At 36.4% G+C, this 18468-nt stretch carries 18 protein-coding genes and 1 other annotated feature; all 18 genes read left to right on the top strand.

The window, feature by feature from the left end:
• Positions 1 to 24 precede the first annotated feature (24 nt).
• The 18 genes from spoVE (at position 25) to pyrR (ending at position 18252) form a co-directional block, all read left to right on the top strand.
• A complete protein-coding gene (gene spoVE, locus J2Z82_RS17365; RefSeq protein WP_245251778.1) occupies positions 25 to 1137 on the top strand; it encodes a stage V sporulation protein E in 1113 nt (370 codons plus the stop codon).
• 158 nt (positions 1138 to 1295) lie between these two features.
• Positions 1296 to 2087, top strand: coding sequence for a cell division protein FtsQ/DivIB (locus tag J2Z82_RS17360; protein WP_209482074.1), 792 nt, complete (start codon positions 1296 to 1298; stop codon positions 2085 to 2087).
• 494 nt (positions 2088 to 2581) lie between these two features.
• The gene (gene ftsA, locus J2Z82_RS17355) at positions 2582 to 3865 is read left to right on the top strand and encodes a cell division protein FtsA (RefSeq protein WP_209482073.1); all 1284 of its coding nucleotides are present in this window, start codon (positions 2582 to 2584) and stop codon (positions 3863 to 3865) included.
• A gap of 128 nt (positions 3866 to 3993) precedes the next feature.
• Positions 3994 to 5127 carry a cell division protein FtsZ gene (ftsZ, locus tag J2Z82_RS17350; protein WP_209482072.1) on the top strand — a complete coding sequence of 378 codons (1134 nt, stop codon included), beginning with the start codon at positions 3994 to 3996 and terminating at the stop codon, positions 5125 to 5127.
• A gap of 379 nt (positions 5128 to 5506) precedes the next feature.
• Entirely contained in the window at positions 5507 to 6427 is a 921-nt protein-coding gene (gene spoIIGA / locus J2Z82_RS17345; protein WP_209482071.1) for a sigma-E processing peptidase SpoIIGA, read from the top strand.
• Between the two features lie 63 nt (positions 6428 to 6490).
• Positions 6491 to 7210 carry an RNA polymerase sporulation sigma factor SigE gene (gene sigE / locus J2Z82_RS17340; protein ID WP_209482070.1) on the top strand — a complete coding sequence of 240 codons (720 nt, stop codon included), beginning with the start codon at positions 6491 to 6493 and terminating at the stop codon, positions 7208 to 7210.
• Between the two features lie 124 nt (positions 7211 to 7334).
• Positions 7335 to 8114 (top strand): RNA polymerase sporulation sigma factor SigG, encoded by a 780-nt coding sequence (gene sigG / locus J2Z82_RS17335; protein WP_209482069.1) that lies wholly within the window; start codon positions 7335 to 7337, stop codon positions 8112 to 8114.
• Positions 8115 to 8813: 699 nt separating this feature from the next.
• Entirely contained in the window at positions 8814 to 9089 is a 276-nt protein-coding gene (locus J2Z82_RS17330) for a YlmC/YmxH family sporulation protein (RefSeq protein ID WP_342453663.1), read from the top strand.
• A gap of 53 nt (positions 9090 to 9142) precedes the next feature.
• Positions 9143 to 9952 carry a peptidoglycan editing factor PgeF gene (gene pgeF / locus J2Z82_RS17325; protein WP_209482068.1) on the top strand — a complete coding sequence of 270 codons (810 nt, stop codon included), beginning with the start codon at positions 9143 to 9145 and terminating at the stop codon, positions 9950 to 9952.
• A gap of 27 nt (positions 9953 to 9979) precedes the next feature.
• Positions 9980 to 10657 (top strand): YggS family pyridoxal phosphate-dependent enzyme, encoded by a 678-nt coding sequence (locus J2Z82_RS17320; RefSeq protein ID WP_209482067.1) that lies wholly within the window; start codon positions 9980 to 9982, stop codon positions 10655 to 10657.
• A 12-nt stretch (positions 10658 to 10669) separates the two neighbouring features.
• A complete protein-coding gene (locus tag J2Z82_RS17315) occupies positions 10670 to 11104 on the top strand; it encodes a cell division protein SepF (RefSeq protein ID WP_209482066.1) in 435 nt (144 codons plus the stop codon).
• A gap of 6 nt (positions 11105 to 11110) precedes the next feature.
• Positions 11111 to 11386, top strand: a complete 276-nt coding sequence (locus tag J2Z82_RS17310) for a YggT family protein (RefSeq protein WP_092493025.1) — start codon at positions 11111 to 11113, stop codon at positions 11384 to 11386.
• 11 nt (positions 11387 to 11397) lie between these two features.
• A complete protein-coding gene (locus tag J2Z82_RS17305; RefSeq protein ID WP_209482065.1) occupies positions 11398 to 12174 on the top strand; it encodes a YlmH family RNA-binding protein in 777 nt (258 codons plus the stop codon).
• A gap of 109 nt (positions 12175 to 12283) precedes the next feature.
• Positions 12284 to 12790: a DivIVA domain-containing protein gene (locus J2Z82_RS17300; RefSeq protein ID WP_092493023.1), complete on the top strand. Its 507-nt coding sequence runs from the start codon at positions 12284 to 12286 to the stop codon at positions 12788 to 12790.
• A 61-nt stretch (positions 12791 to 12851) separates the two neighbouring features.
• Positions 12852 to 13078 (top strand) — a binding site (T-box leader).
• A gap of 55 nt (positions 13079 to 13133) precedes the next feature.
• The gene (ileS, locus tag J2Z82_RS17295; RefSeq protein ID WP_209482064.1) at positions 13134 to 15890 is read left to right on the top strand and encodes an isoleucine--tRNA ligase; all 2757 of its coding nucleotides are present in this window, start codon (positions 13134 to 13136) and stop codon (positions 15888 to 15890) included.
• 200 nt (positions 15891 to 16090) lie between these two features.
• A complete protein-coding gene (lspA, locus tag J2Z82_RS17290; protein WP_209482063.1) occupies positions 16091 to 16561 on the top strand; it encodes a signal peptidase II in 471 nt (156 codons plus the stop codon).
• Positions 16558 to 17466: an RluA family pseudouridine synthase gene (locus tag J2Z82_RS17285; protein ID WP_209482062.1), complete on the top strand. Its 909-nt coding sequence runs from the start codon at positions 16558 to 16560 to the stop codon at positions 17464 to 17466. Before lspA ends, J2Z82_RS17285 begins: the two co-directional genes overlap by 4 nt.
• 243 nt (positions 17467 to 17709) lie before the next feature.
• Positions 17710 to 18252, top strand: coding sequence for a bifunctional pyr operon transcriptional regulator/uracil phosphoribosyltransferase PyrR (gene pyrR, locus J2Z82_RS17280; RefSeq protein WP_209482061.1), 543 nt, complete (start codon positions 17710 to 17712; stop codon positions 18250 to 18252).
• The last annotated feature ends 216 nt before the right edge of the window (positions 18253 to 18468 follow it).

Genomic DNA, 18468 nt, shown 5'->3' with positions numbered 1-18468 from the left:
TTAAACTGGAAACGGGGTGTTTTTTTGTTACGGAGAATTTTTAAGAACCAGTATGCACCAGATTATACGCTACTGGCAGTCATATTGTCGTTGCTTTTAATAGGAATCGTTATGGTTTATAGTTCTTCATTTGTGTGGGCTGAATACAAATATGCAGATTCATTTTATTACGTAAAACGTCAACTTCTCTTCTGTAGTGTAGGTCTTATTGCCATGTTTTTTATTATGAGTGTTCCATACGGCACTTGGAAGAAGTACAGTAAAGTCATATTGCTCGCGTGTTTTTTGTTACTGTTGGCTGTATTAATTCCGGGAATTGGTATGGAACGTGGCGGAGCACAAAGCTGGATTGGCGTTGGGGCATTTAGTGTCCAACCTTCCGAGTTTATGAAGTTGGGCCTAATCATATATTTATCCGTTTATTTATCTGTTCAGCAAAAGTATATTACTTCTTTTAGAAAGGGCTTCTTTCCATCGCTTCTGTTAGTTTTTACAGCGTTTGGATTAATCATGCTGCAGCCGGATCTTGGAACGGGGGTTGTGCTTGTACTTACATGTATGGTGATGATTTACAGTGCTGGTGCCAGATTATCCCATTTTTTTGGATTGGGTGTTCTTGGAATTATTGGATTCTTATTACTAATTATATCTGCGCCATATCGAATCAATCGGATAACAGCCTTTCTAAATCCGTGGGAAGATCCATTAGGGGATGGATTTCAGATAATCCAGTCGCTATATGCTGTCGGACCTGGAGGATTAATGGGACTTGGATTAGGTGAGAGTCTGCAAAAATATTTCTATTTACCAGAACCCCAAAACGATTTTATCTTTGCAATATTAGGTGAGGAACTGGGCTTTTTAGGTGGTACATTTGTAATTGGACTATTCATGTTATTATTTTGGCGAGGGGTAAAGGTTGCACTTGAAGCACCAGATGCTTATGGACGATTTCTTGCACTTGGAATTGTCTCGATGCTAACGATACAGGTAATGATAAATATAAGTGTAGTTATTGGATTAATCCCAGTTACAGGAATAACACTTCCATTTCTTAGCTATGGGGGTTCATCATTAACGTTAACGCTCTGTTCTGTTGGTATTTTGCTAAATATTAGCAAATATTCCAAACTATAATAATTTTTGTTAGAAAACACTTCAATCTAGGTAATGTTTACTACATATTTAAATCTATTATGTGATATAATTCATGTAACAAAAGAGAAACGGCATTTTATAGTGCCGTTTCGCTCTTTTCAATTAATTAAAATTTTCTGACAAAGGAAGAAATAGAAATGGGGAAAAAAAAGAATGTAGTTTCAATTGAGGATCGCATTCCAATGTTGAAACAGGAACGTAAAAAGAAGGCAAACCGCCGTCTCATATTTTATCTTTCTATTTTTTTCTTTTTAATCTCCATAATTGTATACCTTCAATCACCATTAAGTCATGTGAAAACAATTGAAGTATCAGGAAATTCATTTGCTGATGATCAGGAAGTTATTCAACAAAGCAATATCTCCAAAGATACGAATATATGGATGATTAATGAAGCAAAAGTAGTACAAGCAATTAGTGAAAACCCGGTAGTGAAATCCGTAGAGGTGAATCGACAGCTACCTTGGACAATTGAAATTCAACTAAAAGAGTACGATCAGGTTGGCTATATTAAAAGAGAAGGCAGTTTTTACCCAATATTGGGTAATGGTAGGGTTTTAACTGAAATGAAGCAGAAATTAGCTAACGGGGATGCACCATTAATTCTTGGCTTTAGTGAAGAGGCATATTTGGATAGTATGACTGCGGAATTGAAAAAACTACCTGAGAGCATATTAAATTTAATCTCAGAAATACATTGGAAACCAAGTGACGATAACCAAAATAAGATCTTGCTTTATATGAATGATGGCTATGTGGTTGATGGAACAATTAGGAATTTTGCAGATAAGATGGATGTATATCCATCGATCGTTTCCCAGCTAAAACCAGAAAGTAAAGGGATTATTCATATCGGTGTAGGTGCATATTTTGAATCGTTTAACGATGAAACAGAAGATGAGGAAATCCAGAATGAAACTGAGGGTTAATTAATTAAAATAGTGACTAAAACTTCTTAACAAGAAAGTCACATTTTCAATATCTTTAACGAATTCTATGGAGTGGCTACAAAAATGCTTAGCAATAAAGAACCTCAATTGTTTGAAACTTTTATTTGATTGAAAGGTAGTTGGAAAAAAATAGTATAAAAACTCGATAAAATAGAAGGATTTAGTAGCTTTTTTGTTGAATTAACTAATATATATTTTCTTTTTAGTTATATTCCTTTAAAATAGTAGATTATAGTGTAATTAGAAATTTGGCTTACCGTTAAAGGGATTTCTTATGAAAGCGTACTTTGCTTTTCTTAGCCCCCTTATGCTGTGGAGTGTATGCTTTAATGGTAAGAGCGATAGTTGCATTTATGCAGTAAGAAATAGTAGTTATAAATTCTTAACTGCAAATAATAGAAAATGGAATAAGAGAAATCATCTGATGAAAAAATGATTGAATCAGATGCTTCTGAATCAGGAGGTGCCTTTCTTTGAACAACAGTGAAGTACTAGTGAGTCTTGACATAGGTACATCAAAAATCAAAGTAATAATTGGAGAAGTATTAAATGACTCCCTTAATATCATTGGGGTTGGTACAGCAAAATCGAATGGCATGAAAAAAGGTGCAATAGTTGATATTGATCAAACCGTAAATTCCATACGAAATGCCGTTGAACAAGCGGAACGAATGGTTGGAATGCAAATTGATAGTGTAGTTGTAGGTATTAACGGGAATCACATACAATTGCAGCCATGTCATGGAGTTGTAGCAGTTCAAAGTGAAAACCGGGAGATTGGTGATGAGGATATCTCACGCGTAATCGATGGTGCTCAAGTTATTTCAATTCCACCAGAACGCGAGATAATCGATGTTATTCCTAAACAATTCGTTGTCGATGGTTTAGATGAGATAACAGATCCAAGAGGAATGATTGGCGTAAGACTGGAAATGGAGGGAACAATTATTACTTGTTCCAAAACAGTTTTACATAATATTTTAAAATGTGTGGAACGTGCTAATTTACAGGTTTCAGATATTTGTTTACAACCACTATCGGCTGGAACGGTAGCTTTATCAAAAGATGAGAAAAACCTTGGTGTTACACTTATTGATGTTGGTGGAGGCTGTTCGACAGTTTCGATATTTGAAAATGAACACTTGGTATCTACCAGTGTAGTTCCACTTGGCGGTGACAACATTACCAAGGATTTATCCATTGGGTTAAGAACTTCGACGGAAGAAGCGGAAGATATTAAATTAAATTATGGACATGCTTTTTTTGATGATGCAAAAGAAGAAGAAACGTTTGAGGCATCTATTATTGGCAGTAATAATACACAAACCCATAACCAGTTGCAAATTGCTGATATAATAGAAGCAAGATTGGCAGAGATATATGCTTATGCAGAACGCGAAATCAGACGTATGGGATACCAACAATTACCTGGAGGTTATGTGCTGACAGGTGGTACAATGAAGATGCCAGGTGTTCTAGAACTTGCACAAGATATTTTCCAGTCAAATGTACGTATGGCTATCCCTGATTACATAGGTGTAAGAGAGCCACAGTTTACTGCTGGAGTAGGAATCTTGCAATTTGCCTATCGTAATGCGAAAATACAAGGAAAAGAACTATATCCGTCTGTAGTAGTAAATCAGGATGAACCTAAACCAAAACGTACAAAAAAATCAACAAAAACGGATGAAACAACAACAAAAACAAAGAAAAAAGAATCTGGAATGGCTAATTTGTTTAAGTATTTTTTTGACTAAACACTAGGAGGGGCATTTTAAAGGTGGTTACCATCTTGCCTCTAGCTATGTTTTTCGATACTAGATCCCTAGAATATAAATTAGCTTCTAGAACTCTTGTAATTTTGCATATTAGGAGGAACGGAAATATGTTAGAGTTTGATACGAATATGGATCAGCTAGCAACAATTAAAGTTATTGGTGTCGGTGGTGGTGGAAGCAACGCTGTTAACCGCATGATTGAACATGGAGTTGAAGGTGTTGAGTTTATTGCCGTTAATACAGACGCACAAGCTTTAAATCTATCAATGGCAGAAACTAAATTACAAATTGGCGGAAAACTGACTCGCGGACTTGGTGCAGGTGCAAATCCCGAGGTTGGTAAAAAAGCCGCTGAAGAAAATAAAGAACAGTTAGAAGAAGTATTGCAAGGTGCTGATATGATATTTGTTACAGCCGGTATGGGTGGAGGCACTGGAACTGGTGCTGCACCAGTAATTGCACAAATCGCAAAAGAACTTGGTGCATTAACGGTTGGTGTTGTAACCCGTCCTTTTACATTTGAAGGAAAAAGGAGATCTACACAAGCAGTAACTGGAATTGATTCTCTTAAAAGCAGTGTAGATACTCTAATTGTTATTCCGAACGATCGATTATTGGAAATTGTTGATAAGAATACACCAATGCTAGAAGCATTCCGTGAAGCTGATAATGTATTGCGACAAGGTGTACAAGGTATATCTGATTTAATTGCAAAACCAGGATTGATTAATGTTGACTTTGCTGACGTGAAAACGATCATGTTTGATAAAGGGTCTGCGTTAATGGGGATTGGTGTTGCCACTGGAGAAAACCGTGCACCTGAAGCAGCTAAAAAAGCTATCTCTTCGCCATTACTGGAAACCTCTATTGATGGAGCACATGGTATTCTTATGAATATTACAGGTGGTTCAAATTTAAGTTTGTATGAAGTTCAGGAAGCGGCAGATTTAGTAACCTCGGCTGCAGATGACGAAGTGAATGTTATCTTCGGGTCAGTTATTAATGAAAACTTAAAAGATGAGATTATAGTAACTGTAATTGCTACTGGTTTTGATGAGAACCAAAAAGTAAATAAACAGCCTAAAGATCGCCCGGTTATTAATCATAATCAGCATGCTGCATCCAAATCTACTGATGAAATGCCTAGAGAAAGAGGGCAGAATCAGCAAAGTCGTTCTAATTCGCAGGATGACGAATTGGATATTCCTACATTCTTAAGAAATCGTAATCGCAACCGATAAATATAAAAACATATTTCAAAAAGCAATCAGACATTATCTGGTTGCTTTTTTTGATGTGTAGGAAATTATAATATTTCAGCGCTGTCAATTGCGTAAAACGTAGCGTTTTCAACGGTCATCGATTAGTGAAACCAATTAACCGCCTTACGATATGAGATGAATTATGTTCGAGCTGCAATATCGACCTACCCGTAACGCTGAGCATAGTCCATATGGCGCTGAACAGACGCTTGCGCCTTTGCCTCTCATTAAGACGACAAATTCTCCGATAAGTAGTTAAAATTAGCACATTTTTGCATACAAGAAGTGACAGACTTCGCTAGCTAAACAAACTATACTTCTAAATAAGGTATTCGAGTAAGGTGAAAGGAAGAAGGAAGTGACCATTTATCTTGATGCTGTCTGGCTATTAAATTTCTTCTTGGACTTGATGCTTTTAATGCTTACTCAAGCCCTGGCAAAAGACAGCACGCAAAAGGTTCGAATTATTTTTGGTGCGTTTATTGCTTCGTTATTGGTTCCGTTATCTATTTTTTATCCGAATTCAATTTTTACTAGTGTAATAGGAAAGCTGATTTATTCGATAATTATTATATTATGTGCTTTTAAATTTCGGTCGATCTATCGAATGATAAAGTTGCTTCTTCTATTTTACTTTACGACATTTGCCATAGGGGGTGGATTAATAGGGATTCACTTTTTACTTCAAAATCCAGTTGGTTTGTCTGCAAATGGTATTCTGACTTTTAATAGTGGCTACGGTGATCCGATTAGCTGGTTATTTATCGTTATTGGATTCCCATTAGTCTGGATATTCACCAAAGGTCGTATGGACAAGCATGCAGTAGAGAAGATTCGATATGATCAACTTTGTCCTATAACTATTCAAATTGAAAACACAAGTAAATCAACTACAGGATATATTGATAGCGGTAACCAGCTTGTAGACCCTTTTACAAAGAAACCTGTCATTATATGTGATGAGCATTTTTTAAAACAATGGTTTAGTTCAGTTGAATGGGAAATGTTGAAGGTCGCTCATGATGAGTTAGATTTTGAAAAGCTACCAAAAGATTGGGAAAACCGTATTAATATTATCCCTTTTCAGGGTGTTGAAGGTAATCGATCCTTTATGATGGCTATTAAGCCGGATAATGTAGTGATTTTTTATAATGACCAAAAGATTGTTACTCATAAAATTTTGATAGGAATTCAATTTGCTGATCTGACAAAGGATCAATCGTACCATTGTCTATTACATCCACAAATTGTAAAGATGGCAACTGCTAATTCTGCTTAAATTGTAAAGGTGGATAATCCTGCCAATTATTATGAAATATGTGCTAAAAAGGAGCGTCTTAATTTGAAATTATGGAAATTGCGAATGCGTTTATGGTGGTACAAATTTTTATTTAAGCTCGGATATAAAACAGACGAAATCTATTATATTGGCGGAAGTGAAGCACTGCCTCCACCATTATCAAAAGATGAAGAACGAGAATTACTTGAATTACTGCCAAAAGGTGATAAATCCGCCAGAGCAGTGCTAATCGAACGAAATCTTCGTTTAGTTGTATATATTGCACGAAAGTTTGAAAATACCGGTATAAATATCGAGGATTTGATTAGTATAGGAACAATTGGCTTAATAAAAGCTGTAAATACTTTTAATCCAGAGAAGAAAATCAAGTTAGCAACATATGCATCAAGGTGTATAGAAAATGAGATACTAATGTACTTACGAAGAAATAATAAATTAAAATCTGAAATTTCGTTTGATGAACCACTTAACATAGACTGGGATGGTAATGAATTAAGGTTATCAGATATCTTAGGCACAGATGAAGATATAATTACGAGGGATATAGAAACAAATGTGGATAAATCTTTATTAAAAAATGCCCTATCTCAATTGAATGCGCGAGAGAAACAAATTATGGAACTTCGCTTTGGATTAGTAGGCCAAGAAGAAAAAACACAAAAAGATGTCGCGGATATGTTAGGTATTTCTCAGTCTTACATATCCCGTTTAGAGAAAAAAATTATTAGACGTTTACAAAAAGAATTCAATAAAATGGTATGACATACTGCGACAAGAAATTAGGTGGTTTTAGACCATTTTTGTACTGAATAACTTTGCATAAAAAATCCTCTACGGGGAGATACTGTCCATAAACAGCATCTCCAAACCGGGAGGGTAGAACAGAATGACTAGACATAAGGTTGAGATTTGTGGTGTTGATACATCTAAGTTACCTGTACTAAAGAATGACGAAATGCGCAAGTTATTCACGAAAATGCAAGATGGCGACATATCAGCGAGAGAGGAACTTGTTAATGGAAATTTACGGCTCGTATTAAGTGTGATTCAGCGATTTAATAATCGCGGAGAGTACGTTGACGATCTATTCCAAGTAGGTTGTATTGGACTAATGAAATCAATTGATAATTTTGATTTAGGACATAATGTTAGGTTTTCCACGTATGCTGTTCCCATGATTATTGGTGAAATCAGACGGTATTTGCGTGATAATAATCCGATTAGAGTTTCTAGATCATTACGCGATATAGCTTATAAAGCATTACAGGTGAGGGAGAAGTTAATTAGTAAATCTTCAAAAGAGCCAACTCCTATGGAAATTGCCGAAGAAATGGGTATTCCTCATTCAGATATTGTTTTTGCGATGGATGCCATACAAGATCCTGTTTCCTTATTCGAACCAATTTACAATGATGGTGGTGATCCAATATATGTAATGGATCAGATCAGCGATGATTCGGATAAGGACTCAATGTGGGTAGATAAGCTATCGTTAAAAGAAGGAATGTATCGTTTAAACGAACGAGAAAAAATGATCTTAAATAAACGTTTTTTCCAAGGGAAAACACAAATGGAAGTAGCAGATGAAATCGGAATATCACAGGCACAAGTATCACGCCTAGAAAAAGCAGCTATTTCCCAAATGAATAAGCAAATGTTTGAATGACAAAATACGGAGTAGTATTGGTCACAGGTTGCTAGCCAACGGAGCTAGTCTAATGAAAAGCGGAAATGGTTCTTCAGTCTATACAGACACGTTATAAATACGCCAGTAGGTGGCACGGACTGTGCCTTGTTAAAGCTACTCCTATATATACAATCGGACGCCAACTATGTTTGGTGTCTTTTTTTTGCAGTTAAGAAAGTGCAAATACTTTCTTACTGCATAAGTGCAACTGGCTTATCTATATTAAGGCTTGGCGATAAATTAAGTTTTTATGATTCTTCAGTAAATTATAAAAATTACTTGACTTCCGAATCAGCGACGTCCAGCGCCTAGCGCCTAGTGGACTTCCATCCCCGTGTCTACGATAAGAAATAAAAGATGTTCGACTAAAACCACCACATCCTGTGGCAACGTCGAACTACCCCACGTCCTGTGGGGCAGCTTACGCTCTTCGTGTATCCTTTATCTCAGGGAAAAGGAAGATCGACTAAGACCGCCGCTTTGAGCGGCAACGTCGACCCACCCGCAGCGCTGAGCGCAGTCCATACGGCACTGAACAGGCGCTTGCGCTTTTGTTCTGCCACTTTCTCTTAATGAGGTTCGATTGTAATAATAAAAGAAGGAATTTTAATTTTGCACTATATTAAAGTTTTTTTTGCAAATTCTTTGCATATATATCATTATTAAGGTAGGTGAGTCATGATGATAAAGTTAACCGATCTTCAAATAAAAGAGGTTATCGTCATTAATGATGGCAGAAGGCTTGGGCATATTTCGGACTTAGAAATAAATGGAGACAACGGTAAAATCACAGCATTAATTATTATTGTGAAGGATAAAAAAGCAGGTTTATTTGGGAAGCCTGGAGAGATGGTAATACCATGGTATAACATTGAAACTATTGGCTCAGACGTTATCCTAATAAGAGACGTAAATACTCCAACCCTCTATCCAGAACAAAAGCTTATCGAATGATGGAGAAATTATGATAAGATAGTTTTAACATACTATACTGAGGAGGTATTGATATGGCTGATCCCTTCCAGCATAATGAAGCAGTCTATTTGCAAATTGATAAATGGCAAAGATTGAATAAAAATTTAAAAGCTGGCTTTACAACTCGAAAGGGTGGAAAGAGCCAGTCTCCGTTTAATACGTTAAACCTTGGTTTGCATGTTCCTGATAACCAAGGAGATGTCTTATCGAATAGACAGATCTTAGCTGAGGATATAAACATACCGTTAGAATCATGGGTATCCGGGGAGCAAACACATCAGACAAATATACACATTGTTAAGGAAGAGGATAGAGGAAAAGGCGCAATATCTTATCAGTCTTCACTACCTAACATTGATGGTATTGTTACAAATCGAGCTGATATACTGTGCACAGCTTTTTTTGCTGATTGTGCCCCATTATATTTTTATGATCCAGAAACAGATTATATAGGTATAGCCCATGCAGGATGGAAAGGAACAGTCCATGGTATAAGTGAAAAAATGGTTGATACGTTTAAATCAGTTGGAGTAAACACAGATACTCTTCTAGTTACAATAGGACCATGTATATCTCAAGAGGTTTATGAGGTTGATGAAAATGTTATCGCACAAATTCCAGATAATTATACTGGAAAAACTGTCATTCAAAAAGAAAATAATCGCTATTTATTGGATTTAAAGCAATTAAATGTCGAAATCCTTTTACAACAAGGGGTTCTTCGTCATAATATAGAGGTCACAGAATATTGCACATTCAGTGATAATGAATTATTTTTCTCACATCGACGTGATCATGGTAAAACAGGTAGAATGCTAGGGTATATTGGCTATGCAACATGATTATACTTGGGAGGAGCAATGGTAATAATGGAAGTAGTAGCAAATCTGAATGAAATAAACAACAATATTAGACAAGCATGCGAGAAAAGTAATCGAAATCCCAACGAAATAACCATTATTGGCGTCACGAAATATGTTACAATAGAGCGAACAGAAGAAACGATTAACGCTGGAATTAAAAATCTTGGCGAAAATCGGCTGGAAGGTTTTCTGGAAAAATATAATTACATACAAGATCAAGCCTCTTGGCACTTTATCGGAACATTACAATCTAGAAAAGTAAAAGAAATAATTGATAAAGTGGATGCGATTCATTCACTGGATCGCAAGTCGCTTGCGAAGGAAATTAACAAACGCGCGACAACCCCAATGGACTGTTTTGTTCAAGTAAATGTTAGTGGTGAAGAATCAAAACACGGTCTTGGTCCTGAAAATGTCCTTTCATTTATTTCTTCGTTGGCAGCTTTTGAGAATATTAGGATAGTAGGTCTAATGACAATGGCTCCACATATGGAAAATAAAGAACTTTTACGTGACATTTTTAGAAAACTTGCTTCATTGAGGGATGAAGTCAGGAGTGAGCAACTTGCTCATGCCCCTTGTAACTATCTGTCAATGGGTATGAGTAATGATTATCAGCTTGCCATTGAAGAAGGGGCAACACATATTCGAATTGGTTCAAAATTAGTTGGATCTTTCAAATAGCGGGGTGAAATGATGAGTATGAAGAATAAGATTAAGACTTTTTTTACAATGGATGACGAGTACGAATACTTTGAGGAACAATCAGAAGAGAATGTTCCAGATGCTGCCGGTAATCAAAAACGAAAAAATCAAAATGTAGTTAACCTGGCTAGTATGCAACAACCGTCATCTAAAGTAGTATTGTCTGAGCCACGAAATTATAATGAAGCACAGGAAATAGCAGACAATGTTGTCAACAGACGAGCAGTAGTTATCAATTTACAACGTGTTGATCATGAGCAGGCAAAACGTATTGTTGATTTCTTAAGTGGAACAGTGTATGCCGTTAGTGGTGATATACAAAAATTAGGTGCACAAACATTTCTATGTACTCCTGAGAATGTAGATGTGTCGGGAACAATTACAGAATCATTTGTTGAGGATGACGAATTTGAAAAAGGATGGTAGGCGTTAATGGAATCAATTTATATGGTATTATTTTATGCACTTGAGATTTATAGTTATGCGTTAATTATTTATATTTTTATGTCATGGTTTCCAGGAGCTCGGGAATCTGCATTTGGCAGTTTTTTGACAAAGATTTGTGAACCGTATCTGGAACCATTTCGGAAGATTATCCCACCACTTGGAATGATTGATTTATCACCAATCGTAGGAATCTTTGTATTGTTCTTCGCACGAGCATATGGGTTACCTGTATTGTTCAATATGCTAATGGGTTGGTTTTAAGGTAGTTAAAAGTGGATATTTACCAGCATTTCAGAAAAGAAGAACACCCATTTATAGATAAGGTATTGTCTTGGATAGATCAAGTTGAGAAAACATTTCAGTACAAGGTAACCGATTTTCTTGATCCTAGGGAGCAACAAATTGTAGCTATGTTAATTGGGACGAGCCATGAAGAATTAAAGATTTATCAGAATGGTGGCAGTGAATTCACAGAGCGAAAGCGTGTTATTATTGCGCCATTCTATGAAGAAGTGACCGATGAATCATTTCAGCTCATACTAATGCAAGCAACTTATCATGAAAAATTTGTCACTATAACACACGGAGATGTCATGGGGGCATTTTTATCTTTAGGCATTAAGCGAAAAAAACTCGGAGATATACTCGTTGAGAATGGAACAATACAAATTGTGGTGGCAGAAGAAATAGCTGCATATGTATTTGCAAATCTTACAGCGATTAAGAAGACAAAGATTAAGCTTGAAGAAAAGCCGTTGATATCAATTATTAAAAAAGAAACAGAGTGGATAGAATCAGACCAGACAGTATCAGCATTGAGATTAGATGCAGTACTAAAAGCGATTTACAATATTTCCAGAAAAGATGCTTCTGAGTACATTGCTAAGCGTTATGTGAAAGTTAATTTTAGAGTAGTTGACGATGGAAAGTTTTTGCTTGCTGAAGGGGATATGCTTTCTTTAAGAGGTAAAGGCAGAAGTAAGCTTATTAGCATTAATGGGCTTACCAAAAAAGATAAACACAGAATTACTACTGCTATTTTAAATTAATTTCGATTATTTGAAGGATAATTTTATTTTATGTCGAATAAAGACGTAATATAGGAATTTATTTATTTTAATATATAATTGGGTTAAAATTTTTAAGGAGGTGGCCTACGTGTCATTAACACCATTAGATATTCACAATAAAGAGTTTACAAGAAGTTTTCGTGGATATGATGAAGATGAGGTCAACGAATTTCTGGATCAGGTAATAAAGGATTATGAAATGGCAATTCGTGAGAAAAAAGATTTAACAGAAAAAGTTGAACAGCTGAATGAAAAACTTGGTCATTTTACCAATATTGAGACAACCTTGAACAAGTCCATTTTGGTTGCTCAGGAAACAGCGGAAGAAGTTAAAGGGAACGCTACTAAAGAGTCCAAATTAATTATTAAAGAAGCTGAGAAAAACGCTGATCGCATTATTAATGAAGCCCTAAATAAATCCCGCCGTATATCAATGGATGTTGAAGAGTTAAAAAAACAAGCTAAAGTATTCCGTACCCGTTTAAAAATGCTTGTTGAAGCTCAGTTAGAGATGATAGGTACAGATGACTGGGAAGAATTGTTCGATGCAGAGTTTGGCGGAGAGCTTGAGGCTGCTGCAGATAAAGAATCATAAGCCTTGACGTTTTATGGAATTTTACATATAATTCATTATACACAAATGTTATATGCGATTGAAAACTACGATGATAGAGACAGTATGAATGTAATTACTGTTTAGCGAGTCGGGAACTGGTGGGAGCCTGATACAGTAATACTTCAGAAAATCACTCTTGAGTACCCATTTTGAATACATTTAAAGTAGAAATGGGCGTCTGTTCACGTTACGAATATCGAGTGAATTTAAAATATGTAATTATTTTAAATTTATAAGGGTGGTACCGCGAGTCTTCTCGTCCCTTTTGGGGATGTTTGAGGGCTTTTTTTAATTTAATTGAAATGTATAGGAGGATGAACAAGTGGAGTATAAAGATACATTACTAATGCCAAAAACAGAATTCCCAATGCGCGGAAATTTGCCGAATAAAGAACCAGAGCGCCAAAAAGCGTGGGATGATAAAAAACTATACGAAAAAGTACAAAAAAGAACAGAAGGACGTCCGTCGTTTATTTTGCATGATGGTCCTCCATACGCAAATGGTGATTTGCATATCGGTCACGCACTTAATAAAATTTTAAAGGATTTTATTACGCGCTATAAATCAATGACTGGATATCATGCTCCATACGTTCCTGGCTGGGATACACATGGACTCCCAATTGAAACAGCATTAACAAAAAAGAAAAAAATTAAGCGTAAGGAAATGAGCATTGCCGATTTCAGACAAAAATGTGCCGAATACGCAATGGGGCAACTCGATAGTCAACGTACACAGTTTAAACAACTAGGTGTACGAGGTGATTGGGATAACCCATATATTACGCTTACCAAAGATTATGAGGCAGCACAAATTAGGGTTTTTGGTGAAATGGCGAAAAAAGGATATATTTATAAAGGACTTAAACCCGTGTATTGGTCTCCATCATCTGAATCAGCATTAGCTGAAGCAGAAATAGAATATCATGATAAACGTTCCCCATCCATTTATGTCTCATTTGATGTAACAGATGGAAAAGGCGTACTTGATACTGGAGATAAATTCATCATTTGGACTACTACGCCCTGGACTATTCCAGCGAATCTTGGAATTAGTTTACATCCAGATCTTGAGTATTCCGTTGTTGCTGTTAATAATGAAAAATACGTAGTTGCTTCCGATTTAGTAGAAACTGTAACTGAAGAACTGGAATGGGAAAACCCACAGGTAGTTAAAACATTTAAAGGCCAGAAAGCAGATAAAGTTGTAACAAAGCATCCATTTTATGAACGTGATTCACTTGTCATGCTTGGTGAACATGTTACAACAGATGCAGGTACCGGTTGTGTTCACACAGCTCCAGGCCATGGTGAAGACGACTTTTATATCTCGAGGTCTTACGGACTAGATGCTTTGTCTCCCGTTGATAATAAAGGTGTGTTCACCGATGAAGCCCCTGGATTTGAGGGAATGTTTTATGATCAGGCGAATAAGCCGATTACAGAAAAGCTTGAAGAGGTTGGTGCGTTATTGAAGCTTACATTTATCACGCATTCATACCCGCATGATTGGCGTACGAAAAAGCCAACAATCTTCCGTGCTACCTCACAATGGTTTGCATCCATAAAAGATTTCCGCCAAAATATTTTGGATGAGATTAATCGGATTAATTGGTATCCGTCATGGGGGGAAACACGTCTTCATAACATGGTTCGTGACCGTGAGGATTGGTGTATTTCACGTCAACGTACATGGGGTGTTCCAATTCCCGTATTTTATGGGGAGGATAACACACCAATTATTACCGATGAAACGATTGAACATGTTTCACAGGTATTTGCTGAACATGGTTCGAATGTATGGTTTGAGTGGGAAGCTAAAGAACTATTACCTGAAGGCTACACTTCAGAACATAGTCCAAACGGTAAGTTTACCAAGGAAACTGATATTATGGATGTATGGTTCGATTCAGGCTCATCTCATGAAGCAGTCCTTGTAGGGCGGGAGGATCACCGTCGTCCAGCAGATGTTTATCTGGAGGGCAGTGACCAATATCGTGGCTGGTTTAACTCGTCACTATCAACTTCTGTTGCGGTAACAGGTAAGGCGCCATATGAAAATATTATCAGTCATGGATTTGTGCTGGATGGAAACGGACGTAAGATGAGTAAATCATTAGGCAATGTTATGGTTCCATCTAAGGTTCAAAAACAGTTAGGTGCTGATATCTTGCGTTTATGGGTATCATCAGTTGATTATCAAGCAGATGTTAGAATTTCACAGGAAATCTTAAAACAAATCTCTGAAGCTTATCGTAAAATCAGAAATACGATTCGCTTTATACTGGCGAATCTGTCAGACTTTGATCCAGCAAAGGATGCTGTACCTGAAAGCGAAATGGAAGAAGTGGATCGCTATATGGTTCATCGTTTGCAGACCTTAGTCTCAAATGTTCGTGCAAACTATGAAAAATTTGAGTATTCACCAATTTTTTCACAAATTCATAATTTCTGTGCCGTTGATTTAAGCTCGTTTTATTTGGATTTCGCAAAAGATGTCCTCTATATCGAGGCACAAGATAATAAGCGTCGGAGAAGTATTCAAACAGGATACTATGAAATCTTAACTACACTTGTTAAATTACTGACGCCAATTATTCCACATACAACAGATGAAGTATGGGAGTATATTCCTGGAGTAGAAGAAGAAAGCGTTCAACTTACGGATATTCCAGAACCAAGAAAAATTACTAACTTTGAAAATTCCCAGGATAAATGGGATCACTTCATGAGAGTTCGTGATGATGTCCTCAAAGCATTAGAAGAGGCTCGAAATGAAAAGATTATTGGTAAGTCACTGGAAGCTAGAATTACCTTGGTTCCAAAAGATGCTAAAACCAAAGAAGTATTAGAGAAAATACCTAATATTCATCAACTGTTTATTGTTTCCGAAGCTGTTGTTGCAGAGAATTCAACTGATGCATCTGAATATCGTTATGTAGATATTGCAGTTGAAAAGCATCCCGGAGAGAAATGCGAACGTTGCTGGACTGCTTCAGAAACTGTTGGTGAAGATAAAGATCACCCAGAGTTATGTACACGATGTGCAGATATTGTGGAAGAACACTACAGTGCATAATTGATTATAAGAGCGCCTGTTCCTTTTGAATTTTTTCAAGGAAGAGGCGCTTTTGCTTTATCTATGGTAAAATGCAAAAGGAATAGTTTGTTTTTAGATAAGAAAGTATTAATACTTTCTTACTGCATAAGTAGTTAAGGCGCTCGTCATTAAGGCTTGGTGATATGCTAAGTTTTCTAAATGAAATTGGGGGAAATGAAATGTTTTTATATTACATAATTGCACTTGTTATTATAGCCGTTGATCAACTATCAAAGTGGGTCATTACAAAAAAAATGGAAATTGGGGAACAAATAACTGTGATTGAGAATTTTTTCTATCTAACATCACATCGAAATAGTGGTGCAGCATGGGGAATATTGCAAGGGCAAATGATTTTTTTCTATATCGTCACTGTAATTGTAATTATCGGTGTTGTTTATTATATGGAAAAATATGCAAAGGATAGTAAGTTACTAGCTATTTCCTTAAGTTTTATTTTAGGTGGAGCAATTGGTAACTTTATCGACCGCCTTTTTCGAAAGGAAGTTGTCGACTTTTTTGACTTCAACCTGGTTGGATATGATTATCCGATATTTAATATAGCTGATTCGACCTTAGTAGTCGGTGTAATTCTTGTGCTTATTGCAACATTCATCGATGAAAAGAAGAAAGGAATAAATCAAAAATGACTTTAAACCAACATACCGTATTAGAAACTGAAAACAAAATAAGAATAGATAAACTGTTATCGAATTTGGTTAGCGAGTCCCGTTCACAGGTCCAATCATGGATTACAAATGAACATGTATTAGTAAATGGAGAAATTATAAAACCCAACTATAAATGTCAAACTGCGGATGAGATTAGCTGGACAATTCCTGAACCAGAATCATTAAACATAAAAGCTGAAAACATACCACTACGGATAGTTTATGAGGATAGTGACTTACTTGTTGTTAATAAACCCAAAGGAATGGTAGTCCACCCATCCGCTGGCCACCAAAATGGCACATTGGTAAATGCGTTACTTTATCACTGTGACGATTTATCTGGGATTAATGGTGTAGAACGGCCAGGCATTGTCCACCGGATTGATAAAGACACCAGTGGACTTCTAGTGGTTGCTAAGAGCGATCTCGCTCATACAAATCTGTCAGAACAGATGGCCTCAAAAGATATTGAACGAAAGTACGAAGCAGTTGTTCATGGTGTTATTGAACATGAAACAGGGTTAATCGATGCCCCAATTGGCAGAGACAAAAATGACCGGCAGAAAATGGGTATTGTAGATTCTGGTAAACCAGCAGTAACCCATTTTCGGGTTATACGACGATTTGAAAATTTCACACATGTAGAATGCCAGCTTGAAACAGGCCGTACTCATCAAATACGTGTACACATGAAATATATAGATTTCCCAATCGTTGGTGATCCTAAATATGGACGGAGGAAAACATTGGAGACAAATGGACAGGTATTGCATGCTAAATCGCTGGGTTTTAAGCATCCGAGAACAAATGATTGGCTATTCTTTGAGGAGGAAGCACCAGCGTATTTCAAGGAATTATTGTCACAAATGGAGAAAATGTATTGACAGATTGAAGCTGGTTTGTAATAATTAAGCAAATGAATAAAAGATCCTTTAACAGAGTCCAGTGAGGCGAAGAAGGAAGCGGAACGTATTAAGTATGTAGAGATACGTATATCTAAATCCCTTTTTTCCTTATGGAGAAAAGGGATTTTTTAGCGCTAAGAAGATATAAAACCTTTTTTACGCATAAGTGCAACTAAGGTTTGGTGTTAGGCCAAGTTATCGAAAGCAGAAAGAGGTGCAGCAGTGAACAAAAAAACGGAAGTACTGGATCAGTCAGCAATGAACAGAGCGCTAACTAGAATCGCCCATGAAATTGTTGAAAAAAATAAAGGTGGGGAAAATTTACTTTTAGTAGGGATTAAAACAAGAGGAATTCCCATTGCGAAACGATTACAGGAAAAGATAAATCAAATCGAGGGAATTAATGTTCCAATTGGCGAGTTGGATATAACGTTGTATCGTGATGATTTAGAAAAAGCAACAACGAACCATGATCCTGAATTGAAGGAAACCAATATTAACGTAGACTTTAATGGAAAAAAAGTAATACTAATTGATGATGTGTTATTTACAGGCAGAACAGTGAGGGCAGCAATGGATGCCGTAATGGATATAGGCAGGCCTTCACAAATCCAGTTAGGTGTATTAATTGACCGAGGGCATAGGGAATTACCTATTCGTGCTGATTATGTTGGTAAGAATATACCAACATCAGAAAAAGAGATTATTGTAGTAAATTTACTTGAAGCAGATAACCATGACGAAGTAAGTATCTACGAAAAGTGAATAATGAGACCTTTAACTAAATCCAGCGAGATTTAAAAGGTTGCCCTGAGAACACGTGTGTTTAATCGTAACTACACGTTTACCTCTTTGCGACCTTGCGCAAAGAGGTTTTTTAATTGTATAGGAAATTATCACTAGCGTTGCATAAAAAAACTATAGCTTAGTCAAATAATTAATTTCAATGTCTGAGATAGATGATTGAATTTTCCGATATTA

The organism is Virgibacillus litoralis, from assembly GCF_017873675.1.
GTDB lineage: Bacteria > Bacillota > Bacilli > Bacillales > Amphibacillaceae > Lentibacillus > Lentibacillus litoralis.
The sequence above is the reverse complement of the archived record's forward strand: the minus strand, read 5'-3'. Positions and strand labels throughout refer to the sequence as shown.

Bases quoted from the DNA above. Each gene is read 5' to 3' on its own strand.
- J2Z82_RS17310 (WP_092493025.1), top strand. From the start codon at position 11,111: ATGGAATCAATTTATATGGTATTATTTTATGCACTTGAGATTTATAGT.
- J2Z82_RS17330 (WP_342453663.1), top strand. From the start codon at position 8,814: ATGATGATAAAGTTAACCGATCTTCAAATAAAAGAGGTTATCGTCATT.
- J2Z82_RS17320 (WP_209482067.1), top strand. From the start codon at position 9,980: ATGGAAGTAGTAGCAAATCTGAATGAAATAAACAACAATATTAGACAA.
- ftsZ (WP_209482072.1), top strand. From the start codon at position 3,994: ATGTTAGAGTTTGATACGAATATGGATCAGCTAGCAACAATTAAAGTT.
- J2Z82_RS17360 (WP_209482074.1), top strand. From the start codon at position 1,296: ATGGGGAAAAAAAAGAATGTAGTTTCAATTGAGGATCGCATTCCAATG.
- sigG (WP_209482069.1), top strand. From the start codon at position 7,335: ATGACTAGACATAAGGTTGAGATTTGTGGTGTTGATACATCTAAGTTA.
- J2Z82_RS17285 (WP_209482062.1), top strand. From the start codon at position 16,558: ATGACTTTAAACCAACATACCGTATTAGAAACTGAAAACAAAATAAGA.
- pgeF (WP_209482068.1), top strand. From the start codon at position 9,143: ATGGCTGATCCCTTCCAGCATAATGAAGCAGTCTATTTGCAAATTGAT.
- J2Z82_RS17315 (WP_209482066.1), top strand. From the start codon at position 10,670: ATGAGTATGAAGAATAAGATTAAGACTTTTTTTACAATGGATGACGAG.
- lspA (WP_209482063.1), top strand. From the start codon at position 16,091: ATGTTTTTATATTACATAATTGCACTTGTTATTATAGCCGTTGATCAA.